Raw genomic sequence first — 21,450 nt, 5'->3', positions numbered from 1 at the left:
CAATTACTTCAGATGGTAAAAAGCGGCACGGCCGGGGTAGTGGGCGGCGTCGCCCAGTTCTTCCTCGATGCGCAGCAGTTGGTTGTACTTGGCCATGCGGTCCGAGCGCGACAGCGAGCCGGTCTTGATCTGCATGCAGTTGGTGGCGACTGCGAGGTCGGCAATGGTGCTGTCCTCGGTTTCGCCGGAGCGGTGGCTCATAACGCAGGTATAGCGGGAACGCTTGGCCAGATCAACTGCTTTCAGGGTTTCCGACAGCGTGCCGATCTGGTTCACCTTCACCAGCAGCGAGTTGGCTACGCCCTTGGCGATGCCGTCCGCCAGGATTTTGGGGTTGGTGACGAATACGTCGTCGCCGACGATCTGCACTGTCTGGCCCAGGCGTTCGGTCAGCAGTTTCCAGCCAGCCCAGTCCTGTTCCGCCATGCCGTCTTCGATCGAGATGATCGGGTACTTGTCAGCCAGGTTTTCCAGGTAGTCGGCGAACTCTTCCGAGCTCAGCGACAGTTTTTCCGCGGTGAGATGGTACTTGCCGTCGCGGAAGAATTCCGAAGCTGCGCAGTCCAGCGCGATCATCACGTCCTGGCCGGCCACGTAGCCTGCCGCGTCGACGGCTTCCAGGATCAGCTTGATCGCGTCTTCGTGGCTTTCCAGGTTCGGGGCGAAGCCGCCTTCGTCGCCGACGGTGGTGGCGTAGCCGTGGCGGTCGCAGATCTTCTTCAGATGATGGAAGATCTCGGCGCCCATGCGCAGCGCTTCGCGGAAGGTTTGCGCGCCCACCGGGATGATCATGAATTCCTGGATATCCAGGGTGTTGTTGGCGTGTTCGCCGCCGTTGATGACGTTCATCATCGGCACCGGCAGCGCCATCGGGCCGGCGCCGCCCAGGTAGCGGTACAGCGGCAGGCCGGCGTCTTCGGCGGCGGCGCGGGCCACGGCCATGGAGACGGCCAGCATGGCGTTGGCGCCGAGGCGGGACTTGGTCTCGGTGCCGTCGAGTTCGATCAGGGTTTTGTCGATGAAGGTCTGGTCGGAGGCGTCCAGGCCGATGATGGCTTCGCAAATCTCGGTGTTGATGTTGTCAACGGCCTTCAGCACGCCCTTGCCCAGGTAGCGGCTCTTGTCGCCATCGCGCAGTTCCAGGGCTTCCCGGGTGCCGGTGGAGGCGCCGGACGGCACCGCCGCGCGGCCCATGACGCCGGATTCCAGCAGCACGTCCGCTTCCACGGTCGGATTGCCGCGGGAGTCCAGGATTTCGCGAGCTACCACGTCAACGATCGAACTCATTGTCTTTCCCTTCATAGCTTTCAGTTGAACTTGCAGAGGGCGGCCCGCCCGACGGATCGGGCGGACATTACCAGCTGTGTATTACAGCGAGCGCTCAGCTTGGGATTGTGCCGCGCACGCTCGTCCGGCGCATTGAGCGTGGTCAGCAACTGCCAATCAGTTGGCTTGCTTGTCGGCCTGGTGAGCCAGCGCGGCCTTCACGTAGGCGATGAACAGCGGGTGGCCGTCACGCGGAGTGGAGGTGAATTCCGGGTGGAACTGACAGGCGAAGAACCAGCGGTGGCCCGTCAGCTCGATGGTCTCGACCAGCTTTTCATGGCCGGCGGAGCGGCCGCTGATGGTCAGGCCAGCCTGTTCCAGGCGCTGGATGTAGTAGTTGTTGACCTCGTAGCGGTGGCGGTGGCGCTCGGTGATTTCGGCGCTGCCGTACACGCGCGCGGCCAGGGAGCCGTCAACCAGGTCGCACTGCTGGCCGCCCAGGCGCATGGTGCCGCCCATATTGGAGTTCTCGTCGCGTTTTTCGATCTTGCCGTCGTGGTTCACCCACTCGTCGATCAGCGCCACCACCGGGAAGTTGGTGTCGAGGTCGAACTCGGTGGAGTTGGCGCCGGCCATGCCGGCCACGTCGCGCGCGTATTCGATCAGCGCGATCTGCATGCCCAGGCAGATGCCCAGGTAGGGGATGTCGTTCTCGCGGGCGAACTTCACCGCCTTGATCTTGCCTTCCACGCCGCGCTTGCCGAAGCCGCCCGGGACCAGGATGGCGTCCATGTCGCGCAGCGATTCGGCGCCGTCGCGCTCGATCTCTTCCGAGTCGACGTAGATGATGTCGACCTTGGTGCGGGTGTGGATGCCGGCATGCTTCAGCGCTTCGGTCAGCGACTTGTACGACTCGGTCAGGTCCACATACTTGCCCACCATTGCGATCTTGATCGCGTGGTCAGGCTTTTCGATCGCGTCGATGATGCCTTCCCAGGCGGACAGGTCGGCCTTGGGCAGATCCAGTTGCAGCTGTTCGGCGATGATGTCGTCGATGCCTTGGCCGTGCAGCATGGCCGGCACTTTGTAGATGGAGTCGGAGTCGTAGCAGCCGATCACCGCGTTCTCTTCCACATTGCAGAACAGCGCGATCTTGCGTTTTTCGTCTTCCGGCAGCTCGCGGTCCATCCGGCACAGCAGGATATCCGGCTGGATGCCGATCTCGCGCAGCTCTTTCACCGAGTGCTGGGTAGGCTTGGTCTTGATTTCGCCGGCGGTGGCGATGTAGGGCACGTAGGACAGATGCACGTACAGCGTGTTCTTGCGGCCGTGGTTGGAGCGCATCTGGCGGATGGCTTCCAGGAAGGGCAGCGATTCGATGTCGCCCACGGTGCCGCCGATCTCGACGATGGCGACGTCGGCGTCAGCCGCGCCTTCGCCCATCTTCAGCTTGATTTCGTCGGTGATGTGCGGGATCACCTGGACGGTGCCGCCCAGGTAGTCGCCGCGGCGTTCCTTGGTGATGACCGATTCGTACACCTGGCCAGTGGTGAAGTTGTTGCTCTTCTTCATCTTGGCGTGGATGAAGCGTTCGTAATGGCCGAGGTCGAGGTCGGTTTCCGCGCCGTCTTCGGTGACGAACACTTCGCCGTGCTGGAAGGGGCTCATGGTGCCCGGGTCGACATTGATGTAGGGGTCGAGCTTCAGCATGGTGACTTTCAGCCCGCGGGATTCGAGGATCGCGGCGATGGACGCAGCGGCAATGCCCTTGCCCAGGGAGGACACCACGCCACCGGTTACGAAGATGTACTTGGTCATGAGATTACGGCTCTGTGGGAATCCGGGATTTTACCCTGAAATCGAACGAAGTTGAATCACTTGCTGCATCTTGTTGCCGCCCTCGGTCGGCGCAGAATGCAACACTCACTATAGACACACGGCGATAAAGCTCGCGCGGCTGTGGTGAATCCGTTACAATGCCCGCCGACTGTTTCATTATGAGAGAGCGCCCGTCAACGCGTCGGGTGCTCGTTCCGCTTGAATTACTGGCTTTTTATATGTTATAAAGCCAGCTTTTACCGGTTTTGGGAGTTTAACCATGGCGCGTGTTTGCAAAGTCACCGGCAAGCGTCCGATGACCGGGAACAACGTTTCCCACGCCAATAACAAGACTAAACGTCGTTTCCTGCCGAACCTGCAATATCGCAAGTTCTGGGTGGAAAGCGAAAACCGCTGGGTGCGCCTGCGCGTATCCAACGCTGCACTGCGTACCATCGACAAGGTGGGCATTGATGTAGTGCTGGCTGATCTGCGCGCTCGCGGCGAGATCTAAGCGGTCAACCAGATAAAGCACTGAGGTATACATCATGCGCGATAAGATCAAGCTGGAATCCACTGCTGGTACCGGCCACTTCTACACCACCACCAAGAACAAGCGCACCATGCCGGAAAAGATGGAGATCAAGAAGTTTGATCCCGTCGCCCGCAAGCACGTTCTGTACAAGGAAACCAAGCTGAAATAAGCTGGTTTTCTGGTTGGTAAAGAGCCCTTCTCTGGTGCACGGAGAAGGGTTTTTTGTTTGTCCAGCCGGCGGTTTTGCCGGCAGTGCGCGAAAAAAGCCAGTCATGCGACTGGCTTTTTTCATTGGGCAGCGGGTTTTGTCAGGATTCGGCCTGGCGGAAGATTTTTCTCGCCAACAGCAGATCCTGCCAGGCCTTGGCCTTGTCCGGCTGGTTGCGCAGCAGGTAGGCGGGGTGGTAGCTGACCACCAGCGGCACGCCCTGGTAACGATGCGTCTTGCCGCGCAACCGGCCGATGGAGTCCTCGGTTTCCAGCAGCGTCTGGGCGGCGAACCGGCCCAGCGCGATGATCAGCGTCGGCTGGATATGACGGATCTGTTGCAGCAAATAGCCGTTGCAAGCGGCGATTTCGTCCGGGGCTGGATTGCGGTTGCCCGGCGGGCGGCATTTGAGCACGTTGGCGATATAGACGTCCTGGTCACGGTCCAGCCCGGCCGCGGATAGCATGTTGTCCAGCAGCTGGCCTGCGCGGCCGACGAAGGGCAGGCCCTGGCGGTCTTCGTTCTCACCCGGCGCTTCGCCTATCAGCATCCAGCGCGCCTGGGGATTGCCGCGGCCGAATACCGTCTGTGTGCGGGTTTCGCACAGGCGGCACTCCTGGCAGTCGGCCACTTTGCGTTGCAGCAGGGGCCAGTCCACCAGGGCGAGTTCGGCGCTCACCTCGGCGCGCAGCGGCTCGGCGGTGGGCGTGGGTTCGACGGACTTCGGGATGGTGGACGCCGGAGCGGGAGCCTGCGCTGCGATCTGCGGCGCTGCCGGCGGCGCAATCAATTCTGCGCGGTGTGCCGGAAGGGATTCGGACGGGACCGCTGCCATGGCCATGGCGGGTGGCTCGGTTTGTGCGGCGTCTGTTTGCAGCGACTGGCGCAGCAGTTGCGCCGGGTGCTGCTCGAACCATCCTGCGCGGGGTTGCCAGGCCGGTCCCAGGCCCATTTCCTGTTGCTGCAGGCTGGCGCGGCTCATAGCGATGCCTCCATCAGGATCGCGTGCTCGCGGCCGCCGCTGACGGGGTAGTAGTTCTTGCGCAGCCCGCACTGGCGGAAGCCGCAGCGCTGGTAGAGCTTGCGGGCCGGCGCATTGCTTTCCCGTACCTCCAGAAACAGCCTGTGGCAGCAATCGTCGCGCAGATTCTGCAGCATGGACTGCATCAGTTGCAGTCCAAAGCCTCGGCCCTGGTGTTCTTTGGCGATGACGATGTTGAGGATTTCCGCCTCGTCCAGCACGCGCATGATCAGCGCGAAGCCCATCAGCGAGCCGTCGTCGCCGAACAGGCCGTAGCAGGGGTAGCCGGCGGCCAGGCTGTCCCGGTACAGGCCGACTCGCCACGGGTGCGGCGTCGCCTGTTGTTCCAGGTCGGCCAGCTGCTGCGGATCCGTGGGGCGGAAGAGGCGGACCGTATTCATCGGTTGCGCGCCTGCTGTTGTTCGATCGAAGTCAGCGCCACCTTGTTGCGCACGTAGAGCAGCTCGGCCTCGCGCGGATGGCGGGCGGGGTAGCGGCCGCTTTCCGCCAGCCGGATATAGGCGGCGGCGTGGGGGCGGGGATGGGGCGACAGCGGCAGGCGCTCCCGGGCGTCGGCCAGCAGCTGGGGGTAGTTGTCGAAGCCGTCGCCGGCAAGCATGGCGACGTTTTCGGGCAGCGACACGTCTTCGGGCGAGACGACAGCGATCGGGCTGAGCCGCTCCCAGTCAGATCCGACGCGGTAGAGCGCGCTGTATACCTGCTGCATGCGGGCGTCGAAGCAGACCTGCACCAGTCCTTCGCCGGCCTGCCAGGCCAGATTGTCCAGCGTGGGGATGGCGGTGACGGACAGGTCGGCGGAGTAGGCCAGGCCCTGGGCGACGCCGCAGGCGATGCGCAGGCCGGTGAACGAGCCCGGACCCTGTCCGAATACGATGCCGTCCAGCGACGACAGCGCGACGCCGGCTTCGGCGAGCAGGCGCGACACCTCCGGCAGCGTGCGCTCGGCGTGCTTTTGCGCGACGCATTCGTGGAAGACCAGCGTTTCCGTTTCCAGGCTCAGCGCCAGGGAAAGATAGGTGGTGGAGGTGTCTAGGGCTAACAGTTTCATTGGGCTTGATGCAACCTTGCAAGGCTGGGAATTATAAGCCCAGTTCCTCGACCCAGGCGAGCGCGGAGATGTGGGCCTGGTTCAGCTGTTCGCTGGACAGGCCCAGCTGGTCGCATAATTGCGGCACGCCGTCCAGTTCCCCGTCCTCGCAGGCGCGGGCCAGCTTAAGGTAGAGGCTGATCGCGCCGCGCTCGTGAAGCAGGGCGTCCATGACTTGAAGCGGAAGCTGCAGGTGCTCGATGATCTTGTCCATCGGCATGTCGAACAGCACGTCCAGCAAGCTGAACAGGCCGACGATGAATAGGTTGTCGTTGACGTCGTGGCGCTCGCCCAGCTCGACGCCCAGCAGCTCCATGAAGCGGCCGCGGGTGATGGCGGTCTTTTGCAGGGCTGGCGGGGCGTTGTTGTCGTCGGAGGCGGTCACCAGCAGCAAGGTCAGCCAGCGGTAGAGCTTCTGGTAACCCAGAACGGTCACGGCATGAGAAAAGGAGCTGATCGTGGTATTGAGGCCGGCGGCGGCGGAGTTGACATAGCGCAGCAGCTTGTAGGATAGCGCGACGTCGCGTTTGAGCACCTGTTCGATGTCGCGGATGTCGGCGTCTATGCGCAGCAGGTTCAGCAGCTCCAGCGTGTTGCTGAAGGCGGGATGGATCACTTTCGCCGCCAGCGTTTCGGGACGGGCGAAGTAATAGCCTTGAAAGCCGTCCATGCCCAGCTCTTTGCACAGATGGAACTGGGCGTGGGTTTCCACTCGTTCGGCGATGCGGATCAGCGGATAGCTGCGCAGGCGCGCGGCCAGCATCTGGAAGCGGGTGGTGTCCTGGCTCTGAATATCCAGCTTGACGTAGTTGGCGAGCTCCAGAAAAGCGGCGGCCGGGGATTCGAAGCTGAAATCGTCCAGCGCGATGCCGAAGCCCATCGAGCGCAGATGGCGCGCGCGGGACAGCAGCTCATTGCTGGGAACGATGCGGGGCGACAGATCCAGAATGATGCGGCGAGGCGGCAGCAGCTCCAGAAAGTCGCTATTGAGCATGGCTTCGCCGACGTTGATGAAGGCCAGCTTGTTGCCGATCAGCCAGCTGGTGCCCATATTGTTGAGCGTGTTGACCAGCACGTCGGTGTCGGCCTGGAGCTCTGTGTGGCGGCCGACGCCGACGGCATCCCCGTTGGGACGAAAAAGCAGCTCATAACCTATGAGCTGCTGGTTGCGGTTCAGTACCGGCTGCCTTCCGATGAAGGCGGTGTTGGTGGTCATCACTGCACCCTGTGTTTTAGGTGGCAATCATATCCGTCGTCCGCGCCTGGGTATTGTTGTTCTCGCTGGAGGCGAGAAGATCTTCCATGTCGAGCACCAGCACGACGGAGCCGTCGCCGGACAGGGTGGCGCCGGCCACGCCTTTCGGGCGGATATTCTGCAACGGCTTGATCACCACGTCGTCACGGCCGACAAAAGAGTCGATTGCCAGAATGAAGGATTTTTCCGCGGACTGCATTAGCACGCCGAAGTAAGGTTTCTGGGTGGGCTCCCAGCTCAGCAGGCTGGCCAGCGTTTTCAACGGCAGGATTTCGTCGCGCACCACGATGGTGGGCTTGCCCGACACTTCCTGGATCGCATTGCCGTCGATGGTGATGATTTCGCGAACCATCGCCAGCGGCACGGCGAACGGCTGGTTGCAGGCGCGGACCACCAGCACGGGCAGGATGGCCAGCGTCAGCGGCAGCGAGATGCTGATGCGGGTGCCTTCGCCCGCCGCCGAGCTGATGTCGATCCGGCCATTCAGTTTCTGGATGTTGGTGCGGACCACGTCCATGCCGACGCCGCGGCCGGATACGCTGGAAATCTGGTCCTTGGTGGAGAAGCCGGGCAGGAATATCAGCTGCAGGCACTGCTTCTCGTCCAGGGTGTTGGCGGTCTCCTGATCGATCAGCCCCTTCTCGATTGCCTTGCGGCGCAACGCGTCCGGGTTCATGCCCTTGCCGTCGTCGGTGATCTCGATCAGGATGTGGTCGCCCACTTGTTCTGCGGTCAGTTGAACCAGAGCTTGCGGCTTTTTGCCGGAGGCGATGCGGTCTTCCGGCGATTCGATGCCATGGTCGACCGCGTTGCGGACCAAGTGGACCAGCGGATCATTCAGATCCTCGATCATGGTCTTGTCGAGCTCGGTTTCCTCGCCGGACAACACCAGCTCTACCTCTTTGCCCAGTTGGCGGGCCAAGTCGCGCGCCAAGCGCGGGTATTTCTGGAATAGGCGGCCGATCGGCTGCATGCGGGTCTTCATCACCGCGTTCTGCAGGTCTCCGACCAGAAGGTCCAGCTGGCTGATGGCTTCGTCCAGCGAGCGCAGCGTGTTGGTGTCGCGGTTGCCTTGCAAAATCTCAGTGCGCAGCGTGGTCAGGCGGTTTTTGGTCAGGCCGATTTCGCCGGACAGGTTCAGCACCATGTCCAGGCGCACGGTATCGATGCGGATGGTGTTTTCCTGCGGGCCGCTGGCGGCCGGGCCGCCGCCGGTTTTGGCGGGGGCGGGCTTGGGCGCGGGTTTTGCGACCGCAGGCGGCTGGGCTGCGGGCGCCGGAGCCGCTGCGGCCGGGGCGGCCGGGGCGGCCGGGGCGGCCGGGGCGGCGGCAGGCGCCGGGGCAGCGGGTGCCGCTGCAGGAGCGGCGGAGGCTGGAGCCACGGCCTGATACAGTTGATTCCAGTCGGGACCGTTGCCGGCGGGGGGCGCAGCGGCCGGGGCGGCAGCGGCAGGGGGCGCGACGGCGGCGGGTTCGGCCGGGGCTTCCGCCGCGAGCGGTTGGCCGGCCAGCGCGGCGTCAAGCGCGGCGAGCACGCGGGCGTCCGCGTCGCCGGGCATCAAGCCTTGGCCCAGCGTGCCGAACATGTCGCGGACAATGCCGGTGGCGTCGAGAATCACATCCATCACTTCCGACGTGATGTGCATTTCTCCGTTGCGCAACTTGTCGAACAGGTTTTCCGTGCGGTGGCACAAATTCACCATCGGAATGACGTTGAGGAAACCTGCGCCGCCCTTGATGGTATGGAAGCCGCGGAAGATGTCATTGAGCAGAGCCTTGTCTTCCGGGCGCTTTTCAAGTTCGACCAGCTTGTTGTCCACATCGGACAGGAGGTCGGTAGACTCCATCAGGAAGTCACCTAGCAACTCTTCCATGCCGCCAAATTCGCTCATTTTTCCACCCCACGCGTTCTGCGTTGTCTTGCTTGCGTTGCTTTAGAAGCCCAGGCTTTCCAGCAGGTCGTCCACTTGCTGCTGGCTGTTTACCACATCGGTCCTGCCTTCCGGATTGATGACCGGGCCGTTGAGCAGGCTGGTATTCAGCTCTCCCTTCTTTTCATCGGGGGAGAACTCGATCAGGAAGCTGACCAACTCGGTTTCCAGGATTTTGACCATGCCCATCATTTTCTTGATCACTTGACCCGTCAGATCCTGAAAATCCTGAGCCATGACGATTTCAAGCAATTGGGCATTGGTAGCCTGGGTTTGATTGGGCACGTCTTTCAGATATTGCTGGGTTTCCGCTGCCAGATTCTTGAATTCTTCAATGCTCAGCAGATTGGCGAACAGTTTTTCCCAGCGCTCGCTCAGCGCCGTAGCCTGGCTTTCCAGCGTGTCCTGGAATGGCTTGGCGATATCGGTAGCGTTCAGCACGCGTTCTGCCGAGTTTTCGGTCAGCGTGGCGATGTAGGCCAGGCGGTCCTTCGCGTCGGGAATGGTTTCAGCTACTTTTTCCAGCGACTTGTCGTAGCCCAGATCGCGCAGGGCGTCGTGCATCTTGCGGGTCATCTGTCCGATATGTTCATACATTGTCGAAGGACTGGTCTCGCTTGAGAACAATTTGGCGCCAGCCTCTTCGCCCGCAGGTGCGGCGGCGGCAGACGGCTCGGGCTCGCTATCTTGCTGTTGGGCGATGCTGTCGAACAGCGCCTCCAGTTCCGGCGAGTCTCCGTTCTCCATAATATGGTCCGGCACGTTCAATCCTCCTCAATGCAAATGCGGGCAGCTTTGTGCGATGCTGACGCTCAGGCTGGCTTGTTCATGTTCTGGAAGATTTTGCTCATCTTCTCTTCCATGGTGGCCGCGGTGAACGGTTTTACGATGTAGCCGCTGGCACCAGCCATGGCCGCCTCGATGATGTTTTCTCTTTTGGCCTCGGCGGTGATCATCATGAACGGCAGATGCTTCAGTTGGGGGTCCGCCCGCACTGCTTTGAGGAGCTCGATGCCCGTCATGTTGGGCATGTTCCAGTCGGAGACGACGAAGTCGAAGCTTTGGGTTTTCAGCTTATGCAGCGCGACCTGGCCGTCTTCGGCCTCGTCGACGTTGGTAAAACCCAACTCTTTCAGCAGGTTGCGGACGATTCTGCGCATGGTGGAGAAGTCGTCCACGACCAGGAATCGCATATTCTTGTCTGACATCGAGGTATATCCTGAATTATCTATGTTCCATCAAGGCGCACATTGTAGCGACTACCTTTGCAGGAATGGAATCAAAGTTTCTGCCAGTACGCCCGGGTCGAACTTGGCAACGTAGGAATCCACCCCGACACTGGAGCCCATCGCGCGGTTGGCGTTGGACGACAGCGACGAGTGCATGATCACCGGAATGCCCTTGAAGCGCTGATCGGATTTGATCAGCTTGGTCAAGACGTAGCCGTCCATTTCCGGCATCTCCGCATCGACCAGAATGATTTTCAGGTAGTCGTGCAGGCATTCTCCATCGGCCCAGTTTCGGCCAGCCAGCACCTGCAGGCGATCCCAGGCTTCGCGGCCGTTGGTCGCCTGCTGGAATTTGATGCCCATCTTTTCCAGCACGCCGGTGATTTCCTTGCGGGCCACCACCGAGTCGTCGACGAAGAAGATGTACTGGTCGGTTTCCAGCTGGGCGGTGGGCACATCGGGCAGCCGTGGCTCGCCGACCACGCTGGCCAGGATCTGCTCGACGTCCAGAATGGAAACCAGTTTGCCATTTTCCAGTTCGGTAACCGCTGTGATCAGGGTTTGATTGGTGCCGGCCGCCGCCATGATGTTCTCCGGCGCCCGCACCTTGTCCCAGTCGACGCGGATGATGCGGTCGACAGAGTCCACCAGAAACGCCTGGGTGCTCTTGTTGAACTCAGTGACGATCATCGTGTCGAACTTGCTGCCGCCGTGGTCATGGCCGATGAATTTGGCCAGCGAGATCACCGGGATGATATTGCCGCGCAACGACAGCACGCCCTCCACTCCGAACGGCATATTGGGCGTCTTGGTGATGGTCGGCGTCTGCGAGACCTCGCGCACCTTGAACACATTGATGCCGAATGTTTCGCGCGTTCCCAGCGAGAACAGCAGAATCTCCATCTTGTTGGAGCCGGCTAGCTTGGTCCTGGCGTCAACACTGGCGAGCAAGGAGGCGTCGGTGCTAGGCATGTCGTATCCCTATCCCTTGAAAATCTTGAAGAAGGCCTGTTAGTTGCTGGGTTCCAGTTTCAGCATCTGGCGCAGCTTGCTGGCGAGCTTCTGCGGTTCGAACTTCGATACGTAGGCGTCTACACCCACGGATTCGCCCAGCTTCTGGTTGGACGAACCGGAAAGCGATGAGTGCATCAGCACCGGAATGCCGGCGAAACGCGGGTCGCTCTTGATCATCTTGGTCAGCATATAGCCGTCCATCTCAGGCATTTCCACGTCGGTCAGCACCAAGTGCAGCTCGTCGGACAACTTGCGTCCGGCGGCTTCCGCTTGCTGGGCCATTTTCTGCAGGTCCTCCCAGCCGCGCATGCCGTTGATCGCCGAGGTATAGCGAATGTTCATCACTTCCAGCGTGCGTTCGATCTGCTTGCGGGCGACAGCGCTGTCGTCGGCGAAGAAGATGCGGCGGTCTTCCTTGACCGGCTCAATATTGATGAAGCTGTGGCCGTCGTCGATGATGCTGGTTTCCGCCAGCACCTTTTCCACGTCCATCATCATCACCAGCGTGCCGTTGTCCAGCTCGGTGACGGCTGTCACCAAGCCGGCCATGCGGTTGGTGATCATGTCCGGCGGCACGCGCATCGCAGACCAGTCCAGACGCAGAATGGTGTCCACCGCTTCGACCAGAAAACCCTGGGTATGGCCGTTGTACTCGGTGACGATCATGATTTCCGGCCGATTGCTGGTCACGATACCGGAGTATTTGGCCAAGTCGATCACGGGAACCAGCGCGCCACGCAGGCTGACCATGCCTTCCACTGAAGAGGGCATTTCCGGAGCGGAGGTGATCTCCGGGGTGCGCATCACTTCGCGGACCTTGAATACGTTGATACCAAAAATTTCTTTTCGACCGGTGCGCTGGTCGTGCCCCAAGGAAAACAGAAGGATTTCCAGCTTGTTGGTGCCTGCCAGTTTGGTTCTGGCGTCGATTTTTTTGAGAAGCTCTGACACAGAAACCTCCACAGCATCTTTTGGAATGGCGCACTACTTCCCTTTATACGCCAGATATTGGTTTTTCCCGTTTTTTTTTGCTCTTGGCGACGTCAACTGCATGTTGGCGCGCTATGGGCTGATCATTATCATACCGTTTAAGTGGTTTTTACAAATGACAGTGAAGCGATGCCTACTATGGTTTCAAGCCTGAAGGATCAGCAGCAGCTCGAGGCCGCGTTCGAGCAATTCAATGCGGTTTCCAGTCAACTCATTGATGCATATAGACAACTTGAGGTTCAGGTCAATGTTTTGAACGCGCAGCTGGATGAGGCGAACAGTCAGTTGCGAAAACAGCGCGACGAGAACGCCGAACTCGCCGAACGACTGGCGTCGCTGCTCAAAATGCTGCCGGCAGGCGTGGTGGAGCTATCGCCGGAGGGCAAGGTGATCGCCGAGAATCTGGCGGCGGAATCGCTGCTAAGTGGTTGTTATATCGGAGAGGAGTGGGAAACTCTGCTGGGGCGCTTGCTTAATCAGGAAGCCGATGGCAGCTTCGCGCTGGGGGGAGATGGCGAGTCCAGGCGTTTGACGCTGCAGTATCAGGATCTGCCGGCATCGGGCGGGCGGATTGTGCTTATTCACGACGTGACCCGGCTGCATCAACTCAATAGCGAGCTTGCCCAGCAGCAGAATCTGGCGTCGATGGGCAGCATGGCGGCATCGCTGGCGCATCAGCTGCGCACGCCGCTGGCCAGCGCGATGTTGTATACGGCCAACTTGAAGCAGGATATTCCCCGTCCGGAAGACCGGGCGCGTTTTGTCGACAAGAGCCTGGCGCGCATGCGGGCGCTGGAAGGGCTGATTCAGAACATGCTGGGGTTCGTGCGCGGCCAGGTTTCGTCGCTGGAGACGGCGAAAGTGGCTCCGCTGCTGGAGGACGTTTGCGCGGTGCTGGCGCCGCAGTGTCATGACAAAGGTGTGTTTTTTGATTGCAATCTATCCGCCGACTCTGCCATAACGGTCTTGATAGACCGCAAGGCGTTGCAGGGGGCGTTGATCAATCTGCTGGAGAATGCTTTGCAGTTTGCGCCGCCGGGAGGACGGGTGGGCCTGGCGGTGGCGCCGGATGGCGATGACGTCGTATTCTGCGTAGACGATGATGGCCCGGGGGTGGACGACGCGGTGCGAGAGAGGATTTTCGAACCGTTCTTCACCCAGCGGCCCGGCGGAACAGGCCTGGGGCTGGCGATCGTGAAGAAGGTGGCTGAAGAGCTGGGGGGAAGTGTACGTTGTTACAACAAGGTGGCGGGCGGAGCCTGTTTCGAATTGAGGCTGCCGGCATCTCCGGCGTGACGCCGGATGCGGCGGAGGCGTCCGTTCAATTTGTCAGCGAACCTATGGAAAGCCGAGGACCAGTGATGAGACCGATAGTCAAAGTCGAGGGGAGTGTCGGGAAGATGGTGCTGATTGGGCAGTTTGATTTCAACCTGCACAAGGAATTCCGCCAAGCCAGCCAAGAGTTGCTGGATACCCCAGATGTTCAGGAAATCCAGGTCGATTTCGATCAGGTGCCGTTTCTTGACAGCTCCGCGTTGGGCATGCTGCTGCTGCTGAAGGAGCGGGCCGCGGGGCAGAAGAAAACGATGGTTCTGGTCAATTGCCGGGAGGCGGTGATGCAGGTTTTCGAGATCGCCTGCTTCAACAAGATGTTCACGATTCGGCCCGCTGCCTGAGCATGAGCACTGCTTGCGCCGCCGTCGGCATGCTTGCGCGGCGCGCGAGCGTTTCTTCCAAGTGTTAGTCCGGTTCGGACGCGAGGCCCGGAGCGCTTTACTGACGCAGCCGAAGCGCTCTTCCGGCAGCGCGCTTGCGGCTTTCGTTTTTGCCGGGGATGTCTTTTGCCTGCCGCTGTGGCATGCGCTCTACGCAAAACGCTTGATTTTCAGCGCGCGCCGCTTGATTCGCCAGCATTTATGGTTGATCACGTAATTAAAGGCGGCAATGGGCAGGATGCGCCCGCCTATCCGGCCATGGCTGTGGATGGCTGGGCCATCTCAATGGCGCTTGGCCGATTTTCCTTTGAATATTGATGACGTTGCGCTGGCCTCCCCGCTTGTTTGAGCTGTGGGGGCGGCCATCTGCTCCCGGACTGGGGACGATCCCGATGCTTGATCGCGTCGGCATGGTTGGTCCGTTGGAGGCCATGTGTGTGGAGCCATGTATATGTCAACAGGAGTCTCTCGATCACGGGAACGCCATGTCTAAGAAAATTCTCACGGTGGACGATTCCGCGTCGATTCGCCAAATGGTCAGTTTCACGCTAAAGAGTGCAGGCTACGACGTGGCGGAAGCTGCCGACGGCAACGCCGGCTTGAGCAAGGCGCAGGGCATGCAGTTCGACCTGGTTCTTACCGACCAGAACATGCCGGGCATGGATGGACTGACGCTGATCCGTTCGCTGCGCAAGCAACCCTCCTACAACGCCACCCCCATTCTGATGTTGACTACCGAGTCCAGCGACCAGATGAAGGCGCTGGGCAGAGCCGCGGGCGCCTCAGGCTGGCTGGTCAAGCCATTCGATCCGCAAAAGCTGCTGGACGTCGTGAAGCGCCTGGTCGGCTAACGCGGCGATCGCCAAGAGGGGACGATTGTGACGATCGATATGTCCCAGTTTCACCAGGTATTTTTCGACGAGGCGGAGGAACATCTGGCCACGATGGAGTCGCTTCTTTTAGCGATGGATGTGGCTCAGCCGGAACAAGAAGATCTTCATGCGATATTCCGCGCCGCCCATTCGATCAAGGGCGGCGCCGCTACTTTCGGCTTCACCGAAATGGCCGAACTGACCCATGTGCTGGAAAACCTGCTGGACAGGGTGCGCAAAGGCGCGATGGGGCTGACCGCGCAGATGGTGGATGCCTTTCTGCAGGCGAAAGACGCGCTGCAGGCGATGCTAGCCGCGTACAAGAACGGCGAGGCGCTGGACGGAGAGCTGCGGGAGGAGATCCAGCGGCGGCTGGAGGAAATCGAAAGCCAGGCGACGGACTGCGGAGCCCTGGCGCCGGAGCCGGATGTTTCCCTGGAGGCGGAGTCGCTGTGGACGCTGTTTCTCGAATTGACGCCCGCCGCCGGCCAGGATATCCGTCCTCTGCTGGCGAACCTGGCGGCGCAGGGCGATCTGACCATCGTGCAGGAGGGCCGGCTGGATGACGAGCTGCCCTGGGTGGCGGTGTTCACTTCGTCTTTGGCCGCGGACGAGGTCGCCGAGTCGCTGGCGTTCACGCTGGCGGCGGAACAGTTCAGGGTCAGCGTGGACCGCGGCGGCGAAGGCGGGGACGCATACGGCTTTTTCCTGCCGGACGACCGAGTGGAGCCGGGCGGGCGCGGGATGTCGGGACGCGTTTCCTATATGGATGACGATGGCGGCTTCGGCTTGTTCGAGCCGTTGCCCGGGCAGAGCGCGCCAGGCGAGGATGCCGGATCGCGGAGGCTGGCGCAGATGGAGCGCGATGGCAGCTTCGGTTTGTTCGAACCGCTGGCCGGCCCGGAGGGAGGCGGGGAGAAGGATGTAGAGGGCGATGGCTTCGGCTTGTTCGGCGGCGCGCCTGGCGTGGGCGCCGCGAAGGAGCCGGATGCCGCATCGCCGGAAGCGAAACCGGCCGCGGCGGCGCGGCCGCTGCCGGACAAGGGCGCCGCCGCGGCGGGCGAGAATTCGATCCGGGTCAATATCGAGAAAGTCGACATGCTGCTGAACCTGGTGGGCGAGCTGGTGATCACCCAGTCCATGCTGATGCAGTCCGGCAGCGCGCTGGACCCGGTGGAGCATGAGCGCCTGCTCAACGGCATCGGTTCGCTGCAGCGCAACTCGCGCGAACTGCAGGAGGCGGTGATGTCGATCCGCATGACGCCGATCGCCTTCGTGTTCAATCGTTTTCCGCGCGTGGTCCGCGATCTGGCGGGCAAGCTGGGGAAGCAGATCGATCTGAAAATGGTGGGCGAGAACACCGAGCTGGACAAAGGCTTCATCGAAAAGCTATCCGATCCCTTGACCCACTTGGTGCGCAACAGTCTGGACCATGGCATCGAGCCGCCGGACGCTCGGGTGGCCAAGGGCAAGCCGCCGGTCGGCCGGCTGACGCTGCGCGCCTTTCATCAAGGCGGCAGCATCGTGATCGAGGTCAGCGACGACGGCGCGGGACTCAACCGCGAACGCATCCTGGTCAAGGCGCGCGAGCGCGGCATGCCGGTGGGCGACAATATGTCCGATGCCGAAGTGTGGGGACTGATCTTCGAGGCCGGCTTTTCCACCGCGGCCGAGGTGACCGACGTGTCCGGCCGCGGCGTGGGCATGGACGTGGTCAAGCGCAATATCCAGAACATGGGCGGCCGGATCGAGATCGACTCCATGGCCGACGTCGGCACCACGATGAGCATACGCCTGCCATTGACGCTGGCGATCATGGACGGCATGTCGGTGAGGGTGGGGCACGAGATCTATGTGCTGCCGCTGGGCTTCATCCTAGAGTCGCTGCAGCCGGAGCCGGCGGCGATCAAGACGGTGGCCGGGCGCGGCGAGGTGGTGCACATCCGCGGCGAATACCTGCCCATCGTAGCGCTGGGGCGGTATTTCAATGTGGGCACGGCCAGGCAGCGGGCTGACGAGGGCATCCTGGTGATCGTGGAGGCGTCAGGCGCCAGGGTGGCCTTGCTGGTGGATGATCTGATCGGGCAGCAGCAGTTCGTGGTGAAGAATCTGGAAACCAACTACCGCAAGGTGGACGGCTTGTCCGGCGCCACGATACTGGGGGATGGGCAGGTGGCGCTGATCCTCGACATTTCCACCATCGCCCGCAGCAATGGCGGCCCGCGCGGATCGGCCGCGCAGATGGCGGCCATCGTCGAATGACAGCCGGAGACGCGACATGCAACTGGACAATCTGAGCGATGCCCAGGCGAGGGGCGAGGGAGCCAGGGAACTGCTGGTGTTCACGCTGGGCAACGAAGAGTACGGGCTGGACATCCTCAAGGTGCAGGAGATACGCGGTTACGACACGGTCACCCGCATCGCCAACGCGCCGGAGTTCATCAAGGGCGTGATCAATCTGCGCGGCAGCATCGTGCCCATCGTCGATCTGCGCCTCAAGTTCGGGCTGGGCGAGCCGCATTACAACGAATTCACCGTGGTGATCATCCTCAATATCGGCAAGCGCACGGTCGGCATCGTGGTGGACGGCGTGTCCGACGTGATCCAGCTGGGCGAGGAGGCGATGCGCGCGCCGCCGGAGTTCGGCTCGACCGTCGATACCGCCTATATCGAGGGGCTGGGCACGGTGGGGGAGCAGATGATCATCGTTGTCGATATCGAGCGTCTGATGCGCAGCGAGGAAATGGCGCTGACCGACGAAGTGGCTGCCCGGGCCTGAAGCCGGGTACCGAGTAGGGAGGAGAGCATGAGCGACATCAAGTTGAAGCAGCAGTTGACGCTGGGTATCGGCTTGCTGATGGTGGCGATGGCGGCCGCCCTGTATCTCGCCCAGGCGCAGCTGCATCGCCTGCAGGGCGCAGCCGACGATCTGGCCGGCGGCCAGGCGGCCCGGATCAGCCAGTTGGCGCTGGCCGGCCAGGCCCAGCAGGCATCGCAGCTGCTGGTGCGGCAGCTGGGCGGCCTGCTGCCCGAGGCCGCGCTGGCGGCGCAGCGCGCGGCTCAAACGCCGCTGGACAATGCTCTGGACGGCGTGACCGGGCGTCTCAACAGTCTGTCGGCGCACGCCTCGGCCGACGCCAAGGCGCGGCTGGACGCGGCCCGCAATCTCGACGGCCCGCTGCGCAACCAGATCGCAGCCTATCGCCAGTTGCTGGCGGGCGGAAAGACGGCGGAGGCGAGCGGCTACCTGTCGACCGCGCTGTGGCCGGCGGCGCTCAAGTATCAAGACGCCATCGCCCAGTACGCCCGTTTCGAAGGCGAGCAGGCGGCGAACGCCGCGCCCGAGGACGGCGCCGTTTCCGCCGGGATGATAAGCAATGAGCTGATCAGCATGGGCGCGGCGCTGTTGTTGCTGGCCGCCGCGCTGGCCTGGCTGTTGCGCCGCGCGCTGGACCGCCAGTTCGGCGGCGATCCGCAATTGCTGGCCGCCGTGCTGCGCGAGCTGGCCAACGGTGAGGTGCGTACCGAGTTTCGGGTGCGGCCGGACGATCGGAGCAGCCTGCTGGCCTGTCTGGCCGAGGTGGTCGCGTATGCCCGGGAAAACCTGAGAGTGCGCAACGCGCTGGATGTCTGCACCACTAATGTGATGATCGCCGACGACAGCCACCAGGTGGTGTATGCGAACCGCGCGGTGCTGGACATGTTCCAGCAGGCGGAGTCCGACATCCGCCAGGAGTTGCCGCAGTTTTCCGCCCGGGCCATCCTGGGCAGCAATATCGACAATTTCCATCGCAATCCCTCGTATCAGCGCGGGGTGCTGCAGCAGCTGGACGGCACCCATCGGGGCACCATCAGGGTGGGCGGACGCACCTTCAGCCTAGTGCTGACGCCTATCCGCGACGGCCAGAACCGCAAATTGGGCTCGGTGGTGGAGTGGCTGGACACCACTCGGGAACTGGAGTTGAAGGCCGCGGAGGAGGCCCGCCTCGCCGCCGACCGGCGCGCGGCCGCGGAAAACGCCCGCATCCGCAGCGCGCTGGATGTCTGCACCACCAATGTGATGATCGCCGATGAGGACCACTGCATCATCTACACCAACCAGTCGGTGCTGAAAATGTTCCAGCAGGCGGAGGCGGATATCCGCCGCGACATCCCCCGCTTCTCGGTCGCCGGGTTGATCGGCAGCAATATCGATGATTTCCACAAGAACCCGTCGTACCAGCGGGGCCTGCTGCAGCAGGTGAGGGAGACCCACCGCTCGTCCATCACCGTCGGCGGGCGCACCTTCGGCCTGATTCTGACGCCCATCGTGGGTTCAAGGGGAGAGCGTCTGGGAGACGTGGTGGAGTGGCAGGACAACACCGAAATGCTCAGGCTGAAGCGCGAGGCCGACCAGCGCGCCGACAAGGAAAGCAAGCTGGCGGCGGAGAACGCCCGTATCCGCAGCGCGCTGGACGTGTGCACCACCAATGTGATGATCGCGGACGAGACCCATCACATCATCTACGCCAACCAGGCGGTGCTGAGCATGTTCCAGCAGGCGGAAGCCGACATCCGGCGCGAAATTCCCCGCTTCTCGGCAGCCGGGCTGCTGGGCGGCAAGATAGACGAATTCCACAAGAATCCATCTTACCAGCACGGCGTGCTGCAGCAGGTCAGAAGCACGCACCGCTCGTCCATCGTGGTCGGCGGACGGACTTTCAGCCTGATCCTGTCGCCCATCGTCAACGCACAGGGAGAGAGGCTGGGCGCGGTGGTCGAGTGGCAGGACAACACCGAGGCCTTGCGGCTGCAGGCCGAGGCGGATGCCAGGGCGGTCGAGGCGGCCCGCGTCGCAGGCGAGAACGCGCGCATCCGCAGCGCGCTCGACAACTGCACCACCAATGTGATGATCGCCGACAACACGCGCAAGATCATCTACATGAATCACAGCGTGACCGACATGCTGCGCGGGGTGGAGTCGGATTTGCGCAAGGCGCTGCCCAATTTCGACGTGCGCCGGCTGTTAGGCGCCAGCATCGACGAATTCCATAAGAGCCCGGCCCATCAGCGCGAGTTGCTGGCCAATTTGCGCTCCACCTATCGCACTGAAATCCAGGTGGCGGGCCGAACCTTCTCGCTGGTGGCCAATCCGGTGTTCGACGCCGACGGCGAGCGCCTGGGATCGGTGGTGGAGTGGAAGGATCGCACCGCCGAGGTGGATATCGAGCGCGAGGTGTCGGAGATCGTCAGAGCCGCGTCGGCGGGCGAGTTCGGCAAGCGCATCGAGTCGGAGGGCAAGCAGGGCTTCTTCCGCCTGCTTGGCGAGGGCATCAACCAGTTGCTGGATGTCACCAGCCGCGGCCTGAACGATATCGCCAATGTGCTGGGCGCGCTGGCTGGCGGCGATCTGACCAAGACCATCAGCTCCGACTATGACGGCCTGTTCGGCCAATTGAAGACGGACAGCAACGCCACGGTTGAACGTTTGCTGGAGATCGTCACCAACATCAAGGACTCCACCGACGCGATCAACACCGCGGCCAAGGAAATCGCAGCCGGCAACTCCAATCTGTCCAACCGCACTGAACAGCAAGCGGCCAGCCTGGAGCAGACGGCCTCCAGCATGGAGGAGATCACCAGCACCGTTAAACAGAACGCGGAAAACGCCAGAAAGGCCAATTCGCTGGCCACCGGCGCGTCGGATATCGCCGCGCGGGGCGGCAAGGTGGTTGGCGACGTGGTATCGACGATGAACGAGATCAACGAGAGCGCGAAGAAGATCGTCGACATCATCAGCGTGATCGACGGCATCGCCTTCCAGACCAATATCCTGGCGCTGAACGCCGCGGTGGAGGCCGCGCGGGCCGGCGAGCAGGGCCGCGGTTTCGCGGTGGTGGCGAGCGAGGTGCGGAACCTGGCCCAGCGTTCCGCGGCCGCGGCCAAGGAGATCAAGTCGCTGATCGGCAACTCGGTGGACAAGGTGGAGTCAGGCAGCCGGCTGGTGGACGAGGCCGGCCGCACGATGAACGAGATCGTGGTGTCGATCCGCCGCGTCGCCGACATCATGAGCGATATTTCGGCGGCGTCGATGGAGCAGAGCTCGGGCATCGAGCAAGTCAACCTCGCGGTCACCCAGATGGATGAGAACACCCAGAAAAACGCGGCGCTGGTCGAGCAGGCGGCGGCGGCTGCGGAGTCGCTGGAGGAGCAGGCCCGTTATCTGTCCGACGCGGTGGCGGTGTTCAAGCTGGACGACAAGCCATTGCACGGCAAGCCGCCTGCCGCGCCCAGGCTGGTCTCGCGCCCGGCGGGCGGGGCGCTGTCGCAGATAGGTTTGGCCGGCGCGGCGGAGCGCAAAGCCGGCCAGCATCCGGGCCGCTACCAGGTCAAGCCCAAGACGATCGAACCCATCCTGCCGCAAAAAGATGGCGAAGACGGTTGGGAGGAGTTCTGAGAGCAGGCTGGAAATGGGACGCGCGGCCGCCCGGATGGGGGCCGCGCCAGGGG

The 21,450-nt window shown here is 62.3% G+C and carries 19 protein-coding genes; 8 read left to right on the top strand and 11 right to left on the bottom strand.

What is annotated here, in order from left to right:
• Positions 1 to 3 precede the first annotated feature (3 nt).
• Positions 4 to 1,287 carry a phosphopyruvate hydratase gene (gene eno, locus ACX17K_RS13380; RefSeq protein WP_021477761.1) on the bottom strand — a complete coding sequence of 428 codons (1,284 nt, stop codon included), beginning with the start codon at positions 1,285 to 1,287 and terminating at the stop codon, positions 4 to 6.
• A gap of 156 nt (positions 1,288 to 1,443) precedes the next feature.
• Entirely contained in the window at positions 1,444 to 3,084 is a 1,641-nt protein-coding gene (gene pyrG / locus ACX17K_RS13375) for a CTP synthase (protein WP_231152305.1), read from the bottom strand.
• Between the two features lie 280 nt (positions 3,085 to 3,364).
• Between pyrG and rpmB the strand changes: the two genes are divergently transcribed.
• Together rpmB and rpmG are read left to right on the top strand one after the other, a co-directional pair.
• Positions 3,365 to 3,598 carry a 50S ribosomal protein L28 gene (gene rpmB, locus ACX17K_RS13370; RefSeq protein ID WP_011137003.1) on the top strand — a complete coding sequence of 78 codons (234 nt, stop codon included), beginning with the start codon at positions 3,365 to 3,367 and terminating at the stop codon, positions 3,596 to 3,598.
• Between the two features lie 34 nt (positions 3,599 to 3,632).
• Positions 3,633 to 3,788 (top strand): 50S ribosomal protein L33, encoded by a 156-nt coding sequence (rpmG, locus tag ACX17K_RS13365; protein WP_017506994.1) that lies wholly within the window; start codon positions 3,633 to 3,635, stop codon positions 3,786 to 3,788.
• Between the two features lie 139 nt (positions 3,789 to 3,927).
• On the opposite strand, the gene ACX17K_RS13360 is transcribed toward rpmG, so the two are convergent.
• The 9 genes from ACX17K_RS13360 to ACX17K_RS13320 are packed head-to-tail and all read right to left on the bottom strand — an operon-like array spanning position 3,928 to position 12,335.
• Entirely contained in the window at positions 3,928 to 4,809 is an 882-nt protein-coding gene (locus ACX17K_RS13360; RefSeq protein ID WP_493775172.1) for a uracil-DNA glycosylase, read from the bottom strand.
• A complete protein-coding gene (gene rimI, locus ACX17K_RS13355) occupies positions 4,806 to 5,249 on the bottom strand; it encodes a ribosomal protein S18-alanine N-acetyltransferase (RefSeq protein ID WP_493775171.1) in 444 nt (147 codons plus the stop codon). Before rimI ends, ACX17K_RS13360 begins: the two co-directional genes overlap by 4 nt.
• Entirely contained in the window at positions 5,246 to 5,917 is a 672-nt protein-coding gene (gene tsaB / locus ACX17K_RS13350) for a tRNA (adenosine(37)-N6)-threonylcarbamoyltransferase complex dimerization subunit type 1 TsaB (RefSeq protein ID WP_493775170.1), read from the bottom strand. Before tsaB ends, rimI begins: the two co-directional genes overlap by 4 nt.
• A gap of 31 nt (positions 5,918 to 5,948) precedes the next feature.
• Complete coding sequence (locus ACX17K_RS13345) at positions 5,949 to 7,172, bottom strand: EAL and HDOD domain-containing protein (protein ID WP_493775169.1); 1,224 nt, start codon at positions 7,170 to 7,172, stop codon at positions 5,949 to 5,951.
• A 16-nt stretch (positions 7,173 to 7,188) separates the two neighbouring features.
• A complete protein-coding gene (locus tag ACX17K_RS13340) occupies positions 7,189 to 9,102 on the bottom strand; it encodes a chemotaxis protein CheA (protein ID WP_493775168.1) in 1,914 nt (637 codons plus the stop codon).
• 42 nt (positions 9,103 to 9,144) lie between these two features.
• Positions 9,145 to 9,903 (bottom strand): protein phosphatase CheZ, encoded by a 759-nt coding sequence (cheZ, locus tag ACX17K_RS13335; protein ID WP_493775167.1) that lies wholly within the window; start codon positions 9,901 to 9,903, stop codon positions 9,145 to 9,147.
• A gap of 50 nt (positions 9,904 to 9,953) precedes the next feature.
• Positions 9,954 to 10,349 carry a chemotaxis response regulator CheY gene (gene cheY, locus ACX17K_RS13330; RefSeq protein ID WP_021478560.1) on the bottom strand — a complete coding sequence of 132 codons (396 nt, stop codon included), beginning with the start codon at positions 10,347 to 10,349 and terminating at the stop codon, positions 9,954 to 9,956.
• A gap of 51 nt (positions 10,350 to 10,400) precedes the next feature.
• Positions 10,401 to 11,342 carry a chemotaxis protein gene (locus ACX17K_RS13325; protein ID WP_021478561.1) on the bottom strand — a complete coding sequence of 314 codons (942 nt, stop codon included), beginning with the start codon at positions 11,340 to 11,342 and terminating at the stop codon, positions 10,401 to 10,403.
• A gap of 39 nt (positions 11,343 to 11,381) precedes the next feature.
• The gene (locus tag ACX17K_RS13320; RefSeq protein ID WP_021478562.1) at positions 11,382 to 12,335 is read right to left on the bottom strand and encodes a chemotaxis protein; all 954 of its coding nucleotides are present in this window, start codon (positions 12,333 to 12,335) and stop codon (positions 11,382 to 11,384) included.
• Between the two features lie 177 nt (positions 12,336 to 12,512).
• Between ACX17K_RS13320 and ACX17K_RS13315 the strand changes: the two genes are divergently transcribed.
• The 6 genes from ACX17K_RS13315 (at position 12,513) to ACX17K_RS13290 (ending at position 21,397) form a co-directional block, all read left to right on the top strand.
• The gene (locus ACX17K_RS13315; RefSeq protein ID WP_493775166.1) at positions 12,513 to 13,670 is read left to right on the top strand and encodes a sensor histidine kinase; all 1,158 of its coding nucleotides are present in this window, start codon (positions 12,513 to 12,515) and stop codon (positions 13,668 to 13,670) included.
• Positions 13,607 to 14,050, top strand: a complete 444-nt coding sequence (locus ACX17K_RS13310) for an STAS domain-containing protein (protein ID WP_493775165.1) — start codon at positions 13,607 to 13,609, stop codon at positions 14,048 to 14,050. The genes ACX17K_RS13315 and ACX17K_RS13310 overlap by 64 nt, the downstream gene beginning before the upstream one ends.
• 524 nt (positions 14,051 to 14,574) lie before the next feature.
• Positions 14,575 to 14,940, top strand: coding sequence for a response regulator (locus tag ACX17K_RS13305; protein ID WP_166437942.1), 366 nt, complete (start codon positions 14,575 to 14,577; stop codon positions 14,938 to 14,940).
• A gap of 27 nt (positions 14,941 to 14,967) precedes the next feature.
• Positions 14,968 to 17,223 (top strand): chemotaxis protein CheW, encoded by a 2,256-nt coding sequence (locus ACX17K_RS13300; protein WP_493775164.1) that lies wholly within the window; start codon positions 14,968 to 14,970, stop codon positions 17,221 to 17,223.
• A gap of 16 nt (positions 17,224 to 17,239) precedes the next feature.
• Positions 17,240 to 17,740: a chemotaxis protein CheW gene (locus ACX17K_RS13295; protein ID WP_231152271.1), complete on the top strand. Its 501-nt coding sequence runs from the start codon at positions 17,240 to 17,242 to the stop codon at positions 17,738 to 17,740.
• 27 nt (positions 17,741 to 17,767) lie between these two features.
• Positions 17,768 to 21,397, top strand: a complete 3,630-nt coding sequence (locus tag ACX17K_RS13290; protein WP_493775163.1) for a methyl-accepting chemotaxis protein — start codon at positions 17,768 to 17,770, stop codon at positions 21,395 to 21,397.
• Positions 21,398 to 21,450 lie beyond the last annotated feature (53 nt).

Source organism: Chromobacterium sp. INPA-IVC (genome assembly GCF_059047085.1).
This window is presented reverse-complemented; position numbering and strand designations above follow the sequence as displayed.

Excerpts from the sequence above, each read along its gene's own strand:
- eno (WP_021477761.1), bottom strand. The coding sequence starts at position 1,287 with ATGAGTTCGATCGTTGACGTGGTAGCTCGCGAAATCCTGGACTCCCGC.
- pyrG (WP_231152305.1), bottom strand. The coding sequence starts at position 3,084 with ATGACCAAGTACATCTTCGTAACCGGTGGCGTGGTGTCCTCCCTGGGC.
- rpmB (WP_011137003.1), top strand. The coding sequence starts at position 3,365 with ATGGCGCGTGTTTGCAAAGTCACCGGCAAGCGTCCGATGACCGGGAAC.
- rpmG (WP_017506994.1), top strand. The coding sequence starts at position 3,633 with ATGCGCGATAAGATCAAGCTGGAATCCACTGCTGGTACCGGCCACTTC.
- ACX17K_RS13360 (WP_493775172.1), bottom strand. The coding sequence starts at position 4,809 with ATGAGCCGCGCCAGCCTGCAGCAACAGGAAATGGGCCTGGGACCGGCC.
- rimI (WP_493775171.1), bottom strand. The coding sequence starts at position 5,249 with ATGAATACGGTCCGCCTCTTCCGCCCCACGGATCCGCAGCAGCTGGCC.
- tsaB (WP_493775170.1), bottom strand. The coding sequence starts at position 5,917 with ATGAAACTGTTAGCCCTAGACACCTCCACCACCTATCTTTCCCTGGCG.
- ACX17K_RS13345 (WP_493775169.1), bottom strand. The coding sequence starts at position 7,172 with ATGACCACCAACACCGCCTTCATCGGAAGGCAGCCGGTACTGAACCGC.
- ACX17K_RS13340 (WP_493775168.1), bottom strand. The coding sequence starts at position 9,102 with ATGAGCGAATTTGGCGGCATGGAAGAGTTGCTAGGTGACTTCCTGATG.
- cheY (WP_021478560.1), bottom strand. The coding sequence starts at position 10,349 with ATGTCAGACAAGAATATGCGATTCCTGGTCGTGGACGACTTCTCCACC.
- ACX17K_RS13325 (WP_021478561.1), bottom strand. The coding sequence starts at position 11,342 with ATGCCTAGCACCGACGCCTCCTTGCTCGCCAGTGTTGACGCCAGGACC.
- ACX17K_RS13315 (WP_493775166.1), top strand. The coding sequence starts at position 12,513 with ATGGTTTCAAGCCTGAAGGATCAGCAGCAGCTCGAGGCCGCGTTCGAG.
- ACX17K_RS13305 (WP_166437942.1), top strand. The coding sequence starts at position 14,575 with ATGTCTAAGAAAATTCTCACGGTGGACGATTCCGCGTCGATTCGCCAA.
- ACX17K_RS13295 (WP_231152271.1), top strand. The coding sequence starts at position 17,240 with ATGCAACTGGACAATCTGAGCGATGCCCAGGCGAGGGGCGAGGGAGCC.
- ACX17K_RS13290 (WP_493775163.1), top strand. The coding sequence starts at position 17,768 with ATGAGCGACATCAAGTTGAAGCAGCAGTTGACGCTGGGTATCGGCTTG.